This is a genomic window from Curtobacterium sp. MCLR17_054 (assembly GCF_003234335.2).
GTDB classification, from domain to species: Bacteria; Actinomycetota; Actinomycetes; order Actinomycetales; family Microbacteriaceae; genus Curtobacterium; species Curtobacterium flaccumfaciens.
Window position 1 is genome coordinate 2,118,576 of record NZ_CP126263.1, and the last position, 14,985, is coordinate 2,133,560.

The 14,985-nt window shown below is 70.6% G+C and carries 10 protein-coding genes; 1 reads left to right on the top strand and 9 read right to left on the bottom strand.

Annotated elements, in window-relative coordinates; translation table 11 throughout:
* Window positions 1–47: 47 nt before the first annotated feature.
* Complete coding sequence (locus DEJ08_RS10135; RefSeq protein ID WP_173033968.1) at window positions 48–587, top strand: HdeD family acid-resistance protein; 540 nt, start codon at window positions 48–50, stop codon at window positions 585–587.
* On the opposite strand, the gene DEJ08_RS10140 is transcribed toward DEJ08_RS10135, so the two are convergent.
* The 9 genes from DEJ08_RS10140 to trpC form a co-directional block, all read right to left on the bottom strand.
* Entirely contained in the window at window positions 526–1,824 is a 1,299-nt protein-coding gene (locus DEJ08_RS10140; protein ID WP_111053957.1) for an acyltransferase family protein, read from the bottom strand. The genes DEJ08_RS10135 and DEJ08_RS10140 overlap by 62 nt on opposite strands.
* A 32-nt stretch (window positions 1,825–1,856) precedes the next feature.
* Window positions 1,857–2,951 (bottom strand): VIT1/CCC1 transporter family protein, encoded by a 1,095-nt coding sequence (locus tag DEJ08_RS10145; protein ID WP_111031612.1) that lies wholly within the window; start codon window positions 2,949–2,951, stop codon window positions 1,857–1,859.
* Between the two features lie 130 nt (window positions 2,952–3,081).
* On the bottom strand, window positions 3,082–4,527 hold the full coding sequence (pyk, locus tag DEJ08_RS10150) for a pyruvate kinase (RefSeq protein ID WP_017887208.1): 1,446 nt from the start codon (window positions 4,525–4,527) through the stop codon (window positions 3,082–3,084).
* Window positions 4,528–4,724: 197 nt separating this feature from the next.
* Window positions 4,725–6,182 carry a glutamate synthase subunit beta gene (locus DEJ08_RS10155; RefSeq protein WP_071403731.1) on the bottom strand — a complete coding sequence of 486 codons (1,458 nt, stop codon included), beginning with the start codon at window positions 6,180–6,182 and terminating at the stop codon, window positions 4,725–4,727.
* Complete coding sequence (gene gltB, locus DEJ08_RS10160) at window positions 6,175–10,779, bottom strand: glutamate synthase large subunit (protein ID WP_502869398.1); 4,605 nt, start codon at window positions 10,777–10,779, stop codon at window positions 6,175–6,177. The genes DEJ08_RS10155 and gltB overlap by 8 nt, the downstream gene beginning before the upstream one ends.
* A 223-nt stretch (window positions 10,780–11,002) precedes the next feature.
* Window positions 11,003–11,989 carry a prolipoprotein diacylglyceryl transferase gene (lgt, locus tag DEJ08_RS10165; protein ID WP_071244753.1) on the bottom strand — a complete coding sequence of 329 codons (987 nt, stop codon included), beginning with the start codon at window positions 11,987–11,989 and terminating at the stop codon, window positions 11,003–11,005.
* 96 nt (window positions 11,990–12,085) lie between these two features.
* The gene (gene trpA / locus DEJ08_RS10170) at window positions 12,086–12,880 is read right to left on the bottom strand and encodes a tryptophan synthase subunit alpha (protein WP_111053958.1); all 795 of its coding nucleotides are present in this window, start codon (window positions 12,878–12,880) and stop codon (window positions 12,086–12,088) included.
* Window positions 12,877–14,091: a tryptophan synthase subunit beta gene (gene trpB, locus DEJ08_RS10175; protein ID WP_071244754.1), complete on the bottom strand. Its 1,215-nt coding sequence runs from the start codon at window positions 14,089–14,091 to the stop codon at window positions 12,877–12,879. Before trpB ends, trpA begins: the two co-directional genes overlap by 4 nt.
* 100 nt (window positions 14,092–14,191) lie before the next feature.
* A complete protein-coding gene (gene trpC / locus DEJ08_RS10180) occupies window positions 14,192–14,977 on the bottom strand; it encodes an indole-3-glycerol phosphate synthase TrpC (RefSeq protein ID WP_111054027.1) in 786 nt (261 codons plus the stop codon).
* Between the last annotated feature and the right edge of the window lie 8 nt (window positions 14,978–14,985).

The following is a 14,985-nucleotide window of genomic DNA, read 5'->3' on the forward strand; positions in this document are numbered from 1 at the left end:
CGGGTAGCGTGCTGGACACCAGCGCTGGCGATCAGGGAGGAGCGCTCGTGGATTCTCGTGCCGTCAGGACGTTCCGGGTGTTCGTCGTCGTCACCGCCGTCGTCGCCATCGCACTGGGAATCGTGGCCATCGTCTGGCCCCGCCCGTCGCTCGTGCTCGTGGCGCTGCTGTTCGGCGTGTACCTCGTCGTGGCCGGGGCACTGCGCGTCTTCGCCGCGGTGCGGGGGCACGGCACCCGTCCGGTGTGGCGGTGGACGTCCGGCATCGTCGGCGGCCTGGTCGCGGTCGCGGGGCTCGTGACCCTGCTCGACCCGGCGATCCCGCTCGTCGTCTACGCGGTGCTCGCCGGTGTCGGGTTCCTGATCGAGGGGGTCGCCGCGATCGTCGGCGGCTTCGTCGGCCACCCGGGGTCGTCACGCGTCCCGACGGTCGTCAGCGGCGTGCTGTCGATCATCGGGGGCATCGTCGTGCTCGTCGCGCCCGGACTCGCGCTCACCGTCTTCATGGTCTTCGCGGGCATCGCGCTCATCGTCGTCGGGGCCGCGGCCCTGCTGCTCCTGCCGCCGCGCGCCGCCGTCCGCCGCTGAGCGGCACCGCGGGCACCGCCGGCACAACGGCGGGGGCGATGAGCGGTGCGTCGGGGACCGCGCGTCGGCCGAACAGCTCGCCGAGCAACGCACGCTGGTGGCTGTTCATGAACGGGCGCTCGACCAGCACCGCGAACACGACACACACCGCGACGACGACCGGAGCGACCACGAACAGCATCAGCCCGAACTGCGCCGGCGTCGGGAGCCCGAGTGGCAGCAGGAGCAGGTTCCCGAGCGCGAGCAGCGGACTGTGCACCAGGAACACGCTGTAGGAGACCAGCCCCGACTGCACCAGACGACGTCCGCCCAGGAACTGCCGGACGCCGTGTGTGCCGACGCGTCCGGTCCGCTGGCCTTCGGCGAGCACCATGAGGAGCAGCGTGATCCCGAGTCCGGCGACGGTGCCCGTGACCGCGCTGTGGACGATGCCCGGCGCGGCGGCGACCTGGGCGAATGCTGCTGTCAGCACCACGAGGGCGACGACGAGCACGGATCGCTGGTGCCGGAGCATCCGTTGCACGGCTCGGGGTCGACGCCGTCGGAGGTCGTCCTCGGACCCGATCACCAGGAAGGCCCCGTACATGCCGACGCCGAAGACCCCGAGGAAGTGCGGTGCGGACCATGCCCCGACGCCGGTGGCGATGGACAGCACGGCGAGGGCGAAGGACACGACGATGACGACGACGGGGTGGGTCCGTCGCCAGAGGAGCAGGAGCACGGGCATCAGCAGGGTGAGCTGCATCTCGATCGGCAGGCTCCACAGCGTCCCGTTGATCGACGTGATCCACTCCGGCGACAGGTTGTGCAGCAGGAACACGTGGGTCACGATGCCCTGCAACGTCACCGGGAGCTTGTCGTCCCAGACCGTGCCGTGCGGCTCGTTCATCACCGGGACGAACGCGATGAGCGCCAGCGCCAACACGAGCGCCGCCAGGTACGGCGGGACGAGCCGACGGATCCGGCGCTTCGCGTAGGCCCCGTAGCTGGTCCCGAGGCGGAGGTCGTGGCGCCCTGAGACGGCGATCATCATCGTGAAGCCCGAGATCGCGATGAACGCGGGCACACGGAGGTCGCCGGCACTGAGCACCCGGTAGACGAAGGGCATCGACGTCGCCACGGAGCCGGCGACGCCGGTGAACTGCACCGTGTGGGCGACCACGACGAACGCAGCGAGGATCCCGCGCATCCCGTCGATGTGGGCGAGGTCCAGACGGGGTGCGCGAGCAGACGACATGCAAACAGCATGTCACATATCGGATATGGCCGCTAGGCCGACCCGGTGCCGAAGAGCAGCCCGAGCGCGTAGGTGACGATCGCCGCACCGAAACCGATGGCGAGCTGCCGGAAGGCCCGCTTGCCCGGCGAGGCCCCGCTGAGCACGCCGACGACGGCGCCGGTGCCGAGCAGGGCGATGCCCACCAGCCCGCCGGCCACCGCGATCGCCGGCCACCCCTGCATGCCGAACAGGAACGGCAGCACCGGGATGATCGCGCCCGAGGCGAAGAAGCAGAAGCTCGACACCGCGGCGCTCAGCCCGGTGCCGACCGCCTCGTGGTCGTCCGCGACCGCGGTGGAACCGGTCGCGGGCCGCCGCTCACCGATGCCGGACAGCACCTGCGCGGCGTGCTCGGTCGCCTCGGCCTCGGACATCCCGCGCGCGCGGTAGACCAGCGCGAGTTCGTTCGCGTCGACGTCGAGGTCCGACACCGCCTTGCCGGCCTCGGGGTGCGGCGCGGACGCCTCGAGCAGTTCGCGCTGCGACCGGACGGAGACGTACTCCCCCGCCCCCATCGACAACGCGCCGGCGAGCAGGCCGGCGATGCCGCTCAGCAGCACGAAGTGCCGGTCCGCCCCGGAGGCACTGATGCCGATGATGAGCGCCAGGTTGGACACCAGACCGTCGTTCGCGCCGAACACCGCCGCCCGGAACGTGCCGGACAGCCGCATCCGGCCCCGGTTCGCGAGCCCGCGCACGACCTCGCCGTGGATCCGCTCGTCGGCGGCCATCCGCGCGGTCGCGTCCGAGTCGTCGGCGTACGGCGAGCGGTCCTCGGCGCGCTGCATGAGCGCGAGGACGAAGACCGACCCGAACCGCTTGGCGAGCACGGCGAGCACCCGGGTGCGCAGGCTCCCCCGCTGGGGACGTCCGACGTCGTCGCCGAGCAGGTCGAGCCAGTGGTCGGCGTGCCGTCCCTCGGCCTCGGCCAGCGCGGCGAGGATCTCGCGCTCCTCGCCGGAACGGCGGGCAGCGAGGTTGCGGTACACGGCCGCCTCGGCACGTTCGTCGGCCAGGTAGCGACGCCAGCGGCGGACGTCGGCGCGCGGCGCCGGGGTGTCGGATCGGAGGCTCACAGCGACCATCCTGCCGCCTGCGGCCGACGTCCGGTCACCACCAGGGCCGTGGAGACGCGGCAGGGCGCGGACCGGAAGCGGTCGGCGCTGCTCGCACCGGGCCTCCAGTCCGCGCCCTGGTGGGGACGGATCCTCGGGATCAGTCCCGGACGTACGCCGGCGCGGCCTCGGCGTGGGCGTCGCCCACCCGGTGCACGCGCAGGTCGTTCGTCGAGCCCTCGATGCCGGGAGGGGACCCGGCCGTCACGATGACGCGGTCGCCGGGGGCGGCCAGGCCGTTCTCGAGGAGGACGTCGTCCACCTGCGAGAAGAGCTCGTCGGTGTGGGTCTTCCGCTCCACCAGGAACGAACGGACACCCCAGGTGAGGGCCATCCGGCGACGCGTGGCCTCGTTCGGGGTGAAGGCGATGATCGGCAGACCGTGGCGCAGGCGCGACATGCGGCGGGCCGAGTCACCGGACTCGGTGAAGACGCAGAGGTACGACGCCTCGGTGAACTCGGCGATCTCGACGGCGGCGAGGGTGATCGCACCACCGAGGGTGCGCGGCTTGGTGCCGAGCGGGGCGATGCGCTCGAGACCGTGGTCCTCGGTGGACTCGACGATGCGGGCCATGGTGCGGACGGTCTGCACCGGGTACTCACCGACGCTCGTCTCACCGGACAGCATGACCGCGTCGGCACCGTCGAGGACGGCGTTCGCGACGTCGGACGTCTCGGCGCGGGTGGGGATCGGCGACGAGATCATCGACTCGAGCATCTGCGTCGCGACGATGACCGGCTTGGCCATGCGGCGGGACAGCTCGACGGCGCGCTTCTGCACGATCGGGACGGCCTCGAGCGGGAGCTCGACGCCGAGGTCACCGCGGGCGACCATGATGCTGTCGAAGGCGTCGATGATCTCCTCGAGCGCGTCGACGGCCTGGGGCTTCTCGACCTTGGCGATGACCGGCAGGCGCTTGCCCTCTTCGTCCATGATCTCGTGGGCACGCACGACGTCGCTCGCGTTGCGCACGAACGACAGCGCGATGAGGTCGGCGCCCTGGCGGATCGCCCAGCGCAGGTCGGCCTCGTCCTTCTCGCTCAGCGCGGGGACGTTGACGGCGACACCGGGCAGGTTGATGCCCTTGTTGTTGGACACCGTGCCGGGGACGACGACCTCGGTGCGGACCCGCACGCCGTCGGTGTCGAGGACACGGAGGCGGACACGGCCGTCGTCGATGAGCAGCGGGTCGCCGGGCTTGACGTCCTGCGGCAGGCCCTTGAACGTCGTGCCGCAGATCTCCTTCGAGCCGGGGACGTCCTCGGTCGTGATGGTGAAGATGTCACCGACCGCCAGGTCGTGCGGGCCGTCGGCGAACCGTGCCAGACGGATCTTCGGACCCTGCAGGTCGACGAGGATCGCGACGGGCTTGCCGAGTTCTTCGGCGGCACGACGGACGTTGACGTAGTTGGCCTCGTGGACGCTGTAGTCACCGTGGCTGAGGTTGAGGCGGGCGACGTCGACGCCCGCTTCGATGATCTCCTTGACGGTCTCGTAGTCCGACGTTGCCGGTCCGAGCGTCGAAACGATCTTTGCGCGTCTCAATGGATTCCTTCGTGGTGGTGGATGGAGCTTGGGTTTCCGCGCTGTGGGGCCGCGCGGAACGAAGCGAGGCCACCAGCACCCTACCGAGTGCTGGTGGCCTCACGCTCACGGGAGCGTGAGCATCTGGTGGAGACGGTCCGCCGTCTGGCGGCGGTCCGACATCTGGTGGCCGTCCGACATTCCGTGATCGTCCGACATCAGACGGAGATCGCCCGGTCGGTCGCCTTGACCGGTGCCGGCAGGATCGTGGAGCCCTCGAGGTACTCGTCGACCTGTGCGGCCGCGGCACGGCCCTCGGCGATCGCCCACACGATGAGCGACTGCCCGCGACCCGCGTCGCCGGCGACGAACACGCCGGCCTCGTTGGTCGCGTAGTCGGCACGGCGGTCGAGCGCCCCGGAACCCGTGGTCGGCAGACCGAGCTGCGGCTCGATCGTGTCCGACTCGGGGCCGGTGAAGCCCATGGCGATGAGGACCAGGTCGGCCGGGATCTCCCGCTCGCTGCCCGCCTTCGGGACCCGCCGGCCGTCGAGGTACTCGGTCTCGGCGACCCGCAGTGCGCGGACCTCGCCGGCGTCGTTCGACAGGAACTCGACGGTGGAGGCGAGGAAGTGCCGCTCGCCGCCCTCTTCGTGCGCGCTCGTGATCTCGAACACGGTCGGGAACATCGGCCACGGCTGGTCGGACGGACGCTCGAGCGGCGGCTGCTTACCGATCGCCAGGTTCGTCACGCTCAACGCGCCCTGGCGGTGGGCGGTACCGATGCAGTCCGCGCCGGTGTCGCCGCCGCCGATGACGACGACGTGCTTGCCCTCTGCCGTGATCTGGTTGTCGACCGTCGTGCCCGCGTTCGCCTTGTTCTGCTGGACCAGGTAGTCCATGGCGAAGTGCACGCCCTCGAGGTCGCGCCCCGGGATCGGCAGGTCGCGCGGCACCGTGGCACCGGTGGCGACGACGACCGCGTCGTAGCGCGACTTCAGGTCGTCCCAGGTGATGTCCTTGCCGATCTCGACCCCGGCACGGAACCGGGTGCCCTCGGCCTGCATCTGGGCGAGGCGCGCGTCGATCTGGCGCTTCTCCATCTTGAAGTCCGGGATGCCGTAGCGGAGCAGGCCGCCGATGCGGTCGTCCCGCTCGTAGACGGCGACCGTGTGGCCGGCACGCGTGAGCTGCTGCGCGGCGGCGAGCCCGGCGGGACCGGAGCCCACGACGGCGACGGTCTTGCCCGTCAGGCGCTCCGGCGGGTGCGGGGTGACCCAGCCGTTCTGGAACGCCTGGTCGATGATCGAGACCTCGACCTGCTTGATCGTCACCGGGGGCTGGTTGATGCCGAGCACGCACGACGACTCGCACGGTGCCGGGCAGAGCCGACCCGTGAACTCCGGGAAGTTGTTCGTCTCGTGCAGGCGCTCGATCGCCTGGCGGCCCTCACCGCGCCAGGTCAGGTCGTTCCACTCCGGGATCAGGTTGCCGAGCGGGCAGCCCTGGTGGCAGAACGGCACGCCGCAGTCCATGCAGCGGCCGGCCTGGCGCTTCAGGACACCGGACTCCTGCTGCTCGTAGACCTCTTTCCAGTCCATGAGCCGCACGGGCACGGGTCGCCGGGGCGGGAGTTCGCGTTCCTGGACCTTCAGGAATCCCTTGGGGTCAGCCACCGGTCACCTCCATGATCCTGTTCCAAACGATGTCACCGTCGGGGTCGAGCCCCTCGTCGACGGCCTGTCTGCGCGTCTCGAGCACCGCCGCGTAGTCGCGCGGCAGCACCTTGACGAAGTCGCTCAGGTCTCCGGACGCCAGCAGGTCGGACGCGAGCGTCGAACCCGTCTCGTCGGCGTGCCGGGTGAGCAGGTCGGTGACGATCTCGACGTCGGCGCTGTCGAGCGCCTCGAGCCGGAGCTCGCCGGACGCCAGGGCGTCGGTGTTCACGTGTTCCTGGCGCAGGCCTCGGACGTACGCCGTCCCACCGGACATGCCGGCGCCGAGGTTCCGGCCGGTCTCGCCGAGGATGAGCGCGAGCCCGCCCGTCATGTACTCGAGCGCGTGGTCGCCCACGCCCTCGACGACGGCCGTGGCACCGGAGTTCCGCACCAGGAAGCGCTCGCCCACGATGCCGCGGATGAACATGCTGCCCTGGGTGGCGCCGTACCCGATGACGTTGCCGGCGATGACGTTCTCGGCCGGGTCGAAGCCCGAGCCGGCGTCGGGCCGGACGACGATCTGGCCGCCGGAGAGCCCCTTGCCGACGTAGTCGTTGCTGTCGCCGATGAGCCGCAGCGTGATGCCCGCCGGCAGGAACGCGCCGAGCGACTGCCCGGCGGAACCGCGCAGCGTCACGTCGATCGAGCCGTTCGGCAGGCCGTGCTCGCCGTGCCGCAGGGTCACCTGGTGGCCGAGCATGGTGCCGACGGCGCGCTCGGTGTTGCGGATGGGCAGGTCGAGCGCGATCGAACCGCCGTGGTCGAGCACGTCCGCGGTCTGCTGGATGAGCTGCACGTCGAAGTGCTGGTCCAGCTCGTGGTCCTGCTCGCGGTGGTGGCGGCGCGGTTCGGCGTCGTCGAAGTGCGGTCCCTTGAGCACCGGCGCGAGGTCGAGGCCCGACGCCTTCCAGTGCTCGACGGCACGGTCGACGTCGAGCGAGTCGGTCTGCCCGATGGCCTCGTCGAGGCTGCGGAACCCGAGCTCGGCGAGGAGCTCGCGGACCTCTTGTGCGATGAACTCGAAGAAGTTCACGACGAACTCGGGCTTGCCGGAGAACCGCTTGCGGAGCTCGGGGTTCTGCGTGGCGACGCCGACCGGGCAGGTGTCCAGGTGGCAGACGCGCATCAGGATGCAGCCCTCGACCACGAGCGGGGCGGTCGCGAAGCCGTACTCCTCGGCCCCGAGCAACGCGGCCACGACCACGTCGCGTCCGGTCTTCATCTGCCCGTCCACCTGCACGACGACGCGGTCGCGCATGCCGTTCAGCATGAGCGTCTGCTGGGTCTCGGCCAGGCCGATCTCCCACGGGGTGCCGGCGTGCTTGAGCGAGTTGAGCGGGCTCGCGCCGGTGCCGCCGTCGTGGCCGGACACGAGCACGACGTCGGCCAGGGCCTTCGTCACGCCGGCCGCGACCGCACCGATGCCGGACTGGCTCACGAGCTTCACGTGGACGCGGGCGGCCGGGTTGGCGCGCTTGACGTCGAAGATCAGCTGCTTGAGGTCCTCGATGGAGTAGATGTCGTGGTGCGGCGGCGGCGAGATGAGGCCGACGCCCGCGGTGGCGTGCCGGGTGCGGGCCACCCACGGGTAGACCTTGGCCGGGGGCAGCTGACCGCCCTCGCCGGGCTTCGCGCCCTGCGCCATCTTGAGCTGGATGTCGGTGGCGTGCGTGAGGTACATGCTCGTCACGCCGAACCGGCCGGAGGCGACCTGCTTGATCGCGCTGCGGCGCTCGGGGTCGAGCAGGCGGTCGACGTCCTCGCCGCCCTCACCCGTGTTCGACCGGCCACCGAGTCGGTTCATCGCGATGGCGAGCGTCTCGTGGGCCTCCTTCGAGATGGACCCGTAGGACATCGCACCGGTGTTGAACCGCTTGACGATCGACTCGATCGACTCGACCTCGTCGAGCGCGATGGGCTTCCGAGCGCCCTGCTTGAACCGGAACAGCCCGCGGAGCGTCATGAGCTGTTCGGACTGGTCGTCCACGGCGCTCGAGTACTCGCGGAAGATGTCGTAGCGGCGGGCACGGGTGGCGTGCTGCAGGCGGAACACCGTGTCCGGGTTGAACAGGTGCGGCGGGCCCTGACGGCGCCACTGGTACTCGCCACCGATCTGCAGTCGCTCGTGCGAGAGCACCGCGCCGTCCTGCGGGTACGCCTGGGCGTGCCGCTCGGCGTTCTCCTTGGCGATGACGTCGATGTCGACGCCGCCCAGGATCGACGAGGTGCCCGTGAAGTACTTGTCGACGAACTCCTGGCTGAGCCCGACGGCCTCGAACGCCTGCGCACCGGCGTAGCTGGACACCGTGGAGATGCCCATCTTCGACATGATCTTCAGCACGCCCTTGCCGAGCGCCTTGATGACGTTCTTGACGGCCTGCTCCGGGGTGATCCCGGGGATCATGCCGGCGCGGACCAGGTTCTCGCAGGTCTCCATCGCCAGGTACGGGTTGATCGCCGAGGCGCCGTACCCGATGAGGGTCGCCACGTGGTGGACCTCGCGCACGTCGCCGGCCTCGACGATCAGCCCGACCTTCATGCGCTGCTCGGTGCGGATCAGGTGGTGGTGGACCGCGGCGAGGAGCAGGAGGCTCGGCACCGGTGCCTGCTCGGAGTTGCCGTCGCGGTCGGACAGCACGATGAACTGTTTGCCGGACTCGATCGCGGCGTCGACCTCGTCGCACACGGCGGCGATGCGCTTCTGCATCGCCTTCTTGCCGGCGTCGACGCGGTACAGGCCCTTGATCGTGACGGTCAGGTGGCGACCCGACTCGGTCTCGAAGTGCTGGACCTTGGCGAGCTGGTCGTTGTCGATCACCGGGAAGTCGAGCGTGATCTGCTTCGCGTGCTCGGGACCGGCGGAGAGCAGGTTGCGCTCCGGACCGAGTCCCATCCCCATCGAGGTGATGACCTGCTCGCGGATCGAGTCGAGCGGCGGGTTGGTCACCTGCGCGAACTGCTGCGTGAAGTAGTCGAAGAGCAGGCGCGGACGCTCCGACAGCACGGCGATCGGGGTGTCCGAGCCCATCGCGCCGAGGGGTTCGGCACCCGCTGCCGCCATCGGGCGCAGCAGGATGCGGACTTCTTCCTCGGTGTACCCGAACGCGCGCTGACGACGGGTGACCGACGCCGGGGTGTGCACGATGTGCTCGCGCTCCGGCAGGTCGTTGAGGTTGATGCGTCCGGCTTCGAGCCAGTCGCCCCACGGACCGGAGGCGGCGAGCTCGCGCTTGACCTCGTCGTCCTCGATGATGCGGCCGGCCTCGGTGTCCACCAGGAACATCCGGCCCGGACGCAGGCGGCCCTTGCGCACGACCTTGGCGGCCGGCACGTCGATGACCCCGGTCTCGGAGCCCATCACGATGAGGCCGTCGTCGGTGACCAGGAAGCGTCCGGGGCGCAGGCCGTTGCGGTCGAGGGTGGCGCCGACGAGCGAGCCGTCGGTGAAGGTGATCGCGGCGGGGCCGTCCCACGGCTCCATGAGCATCGAGTGGTACTCGTAGAACGCGCGGAGGTCCGGGTCCATCCCGACCTGGTTCTCCCACGCCTCGGGCACCATCATCGACACGGCGTGCGGCAGGGTCCGGCCGGTCAGGGTCAGCAGCTCGAGGACCTCGTCGAACGAGGCCGAGTCGCTCGCCCCCGGGCTCACGATGGGCAGCAGCGGGGCCATGTCGCCGAGCAGTTCGCTCTCGAGCTGCGACTGGCGGGCGCGCATCCAGTTGCGGTTGCCGCGCACGGTGTTGATCTCACCGTTGTGGGCGATCGTCCGGAACGGCTGCGCGAGCGGCCATGACGGGAACGTGTTGGTGGAGTAGCGCGAGTGCACGATCGCGAGCTTCGACGCGAAGCGCTCGTCGCTGAGGTCCGGGTAGAACGGCTCCAGCTGGAGCGTCGTGACCATGCCCTTGTAGACCATGGTGCGGCTCGACAGCGACATGAAGTACAGGTCGTTGTCGTGCTCGGCGCGCTTGCGGAGGCGGAAGGCCTGACGGTCCAGCGCGATGCCGCTCCACGAGGCACCGTGCACGTCGTGCCGGATGGAGGCGACGAAGAGCTGCTCGAACGCCGGCATCGCGGCACGGGCGAGCGTACCGAGGACCTCCGGACGCACCGGGACCTCGCGCCACCCGAGGACCTTCAGGCCCTCTTCGCGGGCGAGTCGCTCGACGGCGCCCTTCACCGCGTGGCGGGCGTCGTCGTCCAGGGGCAGGTAGGCGGTGCCGACGGCGTACTCCCCCGCTGCCGGCAGCTCGAACGGCACGACGGCCCGCAGGAACTCGTCGGGCACCTGGCACAGGATGCCCGCGCCGTCACCGGTGCCAGCGTCGGACCCCACGGCACCGCGGTGCTCGAGGTTCCGGAGCGCACCGAGGGCCGCGTCGACGATGTCGTGCCCGGGCGTGCCGCGCAGGGTCGCGACCATCGCGAGACCGCAGGCGTCCTTCTCGTTCGCCGGGTCGTACATGCCCGTGGCGTCCGGGATCGCGGAGAAGCGGCGGTGCGGCGGCACGAGGCTCGTCGGTGCCGAGGGCTGGGTTGGCTGGAGCGCCATGGGGAACCGTCCTCACGAGGAAGTGGAACAGGGACAGCGGTGGCCCGGTGGTGCGTTCCGCCCGAGCGGGCGGGACTGGTGCCCGTGCCCGCCGTCAGTGAGTTGCCCTGCCGGCCGGCGAGGTTGCTGGGCCCCGCTTGTGGCGGAGACCGTCTGGTGCTGCTGCTGCTGGTGGTGCTGCGCGTGACCGGTGGTCGTAGGGAGCGGGTGCTCCCCCACGGGATCAGCGAGTGGTCGTGACCGGTTCGTCGCTCGTGACGCCGTCTGCTGCGTCGTCATCGTGCTCCGAGAAGGTGTCCTCGGAGTCTACAACGGAGGTCGGACGGGGCCCGCGACCCGGCAGGTACGGGCTCGGCTCCTTGCCGGTGTGCCGGCGGCTCTGCACCACGAAGATCAGGATGCCGATCACGACCGCGGCGAGGGCCACCCACACGTTGGTGCGGACACCGAAGAAGGTCTCGCTCGTGTCGACGCGGATGGACTCGAGCACCGAGCGTCCGGCGCCGTACCAGATCAGGTACAGGCCGAGGACCTTGCCCCACTGCAGCGTGAACTTGCGCGCCAGGAAGAGGATGACGACGACACCGAGGACGTTCCAGATGATCTCGTACAGGAACGTCGGGTGGAACAGCGTGCCCTCGGGCAGGCCCTTCGGGAACGCGGCGTTGCTCGAGTCGATCTCGAGGCCCCAGGGCAGGCTCGTCGGCATGCCGAAGAGCTCCTGGTTGAAGTAGTTGCCCAGGCGACCGAAGGCCTGTGCGAGCAGGACGCCCGGCACGACCGCGTCGATGAACGACGTGAACCGCAGGCCCACCTGACGGCAGCCGATCCACGCACCGACCGACCCGAGGATGAGCGCCCCGAAGATGGCGAGCCCGCCCTCCCAGATGTACAGGAAGGACAGTGGGTCGATGCCGGGGCCGAAGTAGTCGGACACGTGGGTGAACACGTGGAAGAGACGACCGCCGATGATGCCGGCGGGCACGGCCCAGATCGCGATGTCGATGATGATCCAGCGCTCGACGCCACGCGCGTTGAGTCGTCGGTTCGCCAGGACGACCGCGGCCACGATCCCGATCAGGATGCAGATCGCGTACGCGTGGATGCGGAAGTCGAGGGGCAGCGACCAGCCGAACGCGTCGCGCAGCCAGGCGGTCAGGTCGAAGTACTGCCAGGCGGTGCTCGGGCTCGGGATGCTCAGGAGGGGCATGGAGGTGCTGTCGCCTTTCGGAACTGACGGGGCGCGGTCGACGTGGCGTCGGCCTCGCTCACTGTAGCGCGGCTCGCGGGCCGGACAGGAACTGGACTAGCGGCGGCGGGCGCCGGTGGCGAGGTCGGCGGCACGGTCGGCCACACCCTGCACACCGAGGTCGGCCAGCGCACGGACGAACGCGGACCCGACGATGGCACCGTCGGCGTACTCGAGGACCTCACCGACCTGCTCGGCCGTCGAGATCCCGAGACCGACGCAGGTGCGCTCGACCCCGGCGTCGCGCAGACGCGACACCACCGTGCGTGCGGCGACGTCGACGCCGACCCGGGCACCGGTCACACCCATCGTCGAGACGGCGTACACGAACCCACGGCTGGCCTCGACCGCCTGGCGCATGCGCTCGTCCGACGAGGACGGTGCGGCGAGGAAGACCCGGTCGAGCCCGGTCCGCTCGGAGGCCTCGGTCCACGCGGCGGCCTCGTCGGGGATGAGGTCGGGCGTGATGAGGCCGGCGGCACCGGCGGCGACGAGGTCGTCGGCGAAGCGGTCCACGCCGTAGCGCAGCACCGGGTTCCAGTAGGTCATGACGAGGACCGGCACGTCGGCCCGCTCGGTGATCTGCTGCACGGCGTCGAAGACCTGTGCGACCCGGAAGCCGTTCGCCAGGCTCTCCTCGGCTGCCCGCTGGATCACGGGGCCGTCCATCACGGGGTCGGAGTACGGCAGACCGAACTCGATGACGTCCACCCCGTTCTCGGCGAGGGCGACGGCGGCGTCGACGCTGGTCTGCAGGTTCGGGTACCCGGCGGGCAGGTAGCCGACGACGGCTCCGGCGCGCTCGGCGTTGGCGGCGTCGATCGTCTGGGCGACGGTCTTGTTCGTGGTCACAGCTGCACCGCGTTCTCGTCGAGGATGCCGAAGTAGCGACTGGCGGACGCGACGTCCTTGTCACCGCGGCCGGACAGGTTCACGAGCACGACGCCCTCGGGGCCGAGCTCCTTGCCGAGCTTCATCGCACCGGCGAGGGCGTGGGACGACTCGATCGCCGGGATGATGCCCTCGGTCTGGCTCAGCAGGCGGAACGCCTCCATGGCCTCGGTGTCGGTGATCGGCTGGTACTTCGCGCGGCCGATCGACGCCAGGTACGCGTGCTCCGGTCCGACGCTCGGGTAGTCGAGTCCGGCGGAGATGCTGTGGCTCTCGATCGTCTGGCCGTCCTCGTCCTGCATCAGGTACGACTTCGCACCCTGCAGGACGCCCTCGCGACCGAGCGTGATGCTCGCCGCGTGCCGACCGGTCTCGACGCCGTCGCCCCCGGCCTCGAAGCCGTGCAGTGCGACGGACTCGTCGTCGAGGAACGCCTCGAAGATGCCCATCGCGTTCGAGCCGCCGCCGACGCAGGCCGCGACGGCGTCCGGCAGGCGCCCGACGCGGTCGAGGACCTGCTGGCGGGCTTCCTCGCCGATGACCTTGTGGAACTCGCGCACCATCTCGGGGAACGGGTGCGGACCGGCGACCGTGCCGAGCAGGTAGTGCGTCGACTCGACGTTGGCGACCCAGTCGCGCAGGGCGTCGTTGATGGCGTCCTTCAGGGTGCGCGATCCGGTCTCGACCGGGATCACCTCGGCACCGAGCAGGCGCATCCGGGCCACGTTGAGGGCCTGTCGCTCGGTGTCCACGGCACCCATGTAGACGACGCACTCCATGCCGAACAGGGCTGCGGCGGTCGCGGTCGCGACGCCGTGCTGGCCGGCACCGGTCTCCGCGATCAGGCGGGTCTTGCCGAGCCGACGGGCGACGAGTGCCTGGCCGAGGACGTTGTTGATCTTGTGGGACCCGGTGTGGTTCAGGTCCTCGCGCTTCAGGATGACCCGGGCACCACCGGCGTGCTTCGCGAACCGCGGCACCTCGGTGATGATCGAGGGGCGCCCGGTGTAGTCGCGCTGCAGCTCGTCGAGCTCCGCACGGAACGCCGGGTCCGCCCAGGCCTGGCGGAAGGCGGCCTCGAGCTCGTCGAGCGCGAGGACGAGGGACTCGGGGACGAAGCGTCCGCCGAAGTCACCGAAGTAGGGGCCGTGCAGGTCGCGGAGTGAGGTCACGATGTGTCTCCCGGGACGAGTCCGACGCGGCCGGTCGGCCGCGTCGGACGGGTGGAACGTGCGGCCGCGGTCGGCGGCCTCGATACGTGGGCGGAGCCGGTCAGGCCCGGTCGGCGGCGTCGACGAACGACGCCAGGGTCGCGGCGGGGTCGTCACCCGTCACGAGCGCTTCGCCGACCAGCACGACGTCGGCGCCCGCCGCATGGTAGTGCGCGACGTCGGCCGGACCGGAGACCGCGGACTCGGCGACACGCACGACCCCGTCGGGGATGCGGTCGGCGAGCGACCCGAACAGGTCTCGGTCGAGCGAGAAGTCGGTGAGGTCCCGCGCGTTGACGCCGAGGATGCGGGCACCGGCGTCGAGGCCACGCGTGACCTCGTCACCGGAGTGCGCCTCGACCAGCACGCGCATACCGAGTTCTTCGGCCAGGGTGTGCAGCTCGACAAGACGGGCCTGCTCGAGCGCCGCCACGATGAGCAGCACGACGTCGGCTCCGGACGCCCGGGCCTCGATCACCTGGTACGGGTCGGCGATGAAGTCCTTGCGGAGCACGGGGACCCCGACGCGGGCCTTCACGGCCTCGAGGTCGGCGAGGCTGCCGAGGAACTTGCGGCCCTCAGTCAGGACGCTGATCGTCGAGGCCCCGCCACGCTCGTAGTCGGCGGCGAGGGCGGCCGGGTCGGCGATCGCGGCCATCGACCCGCGGGACGGGCTGGCGCGCTTGACCTCGGCGATGATCTTCACCCGGTCACCCGGGCTGAGGAACGCGAGGGCGTCGAGCGGCGACGCCACCCGGTCGAGGTCGCGTTCGACGTCCGAGTACGGACGGTCGACACGACGGGCGGCGGCGTCCTCGAGCGCGCCCGCGACGAGGGACTCGAGCACGTTCGGCA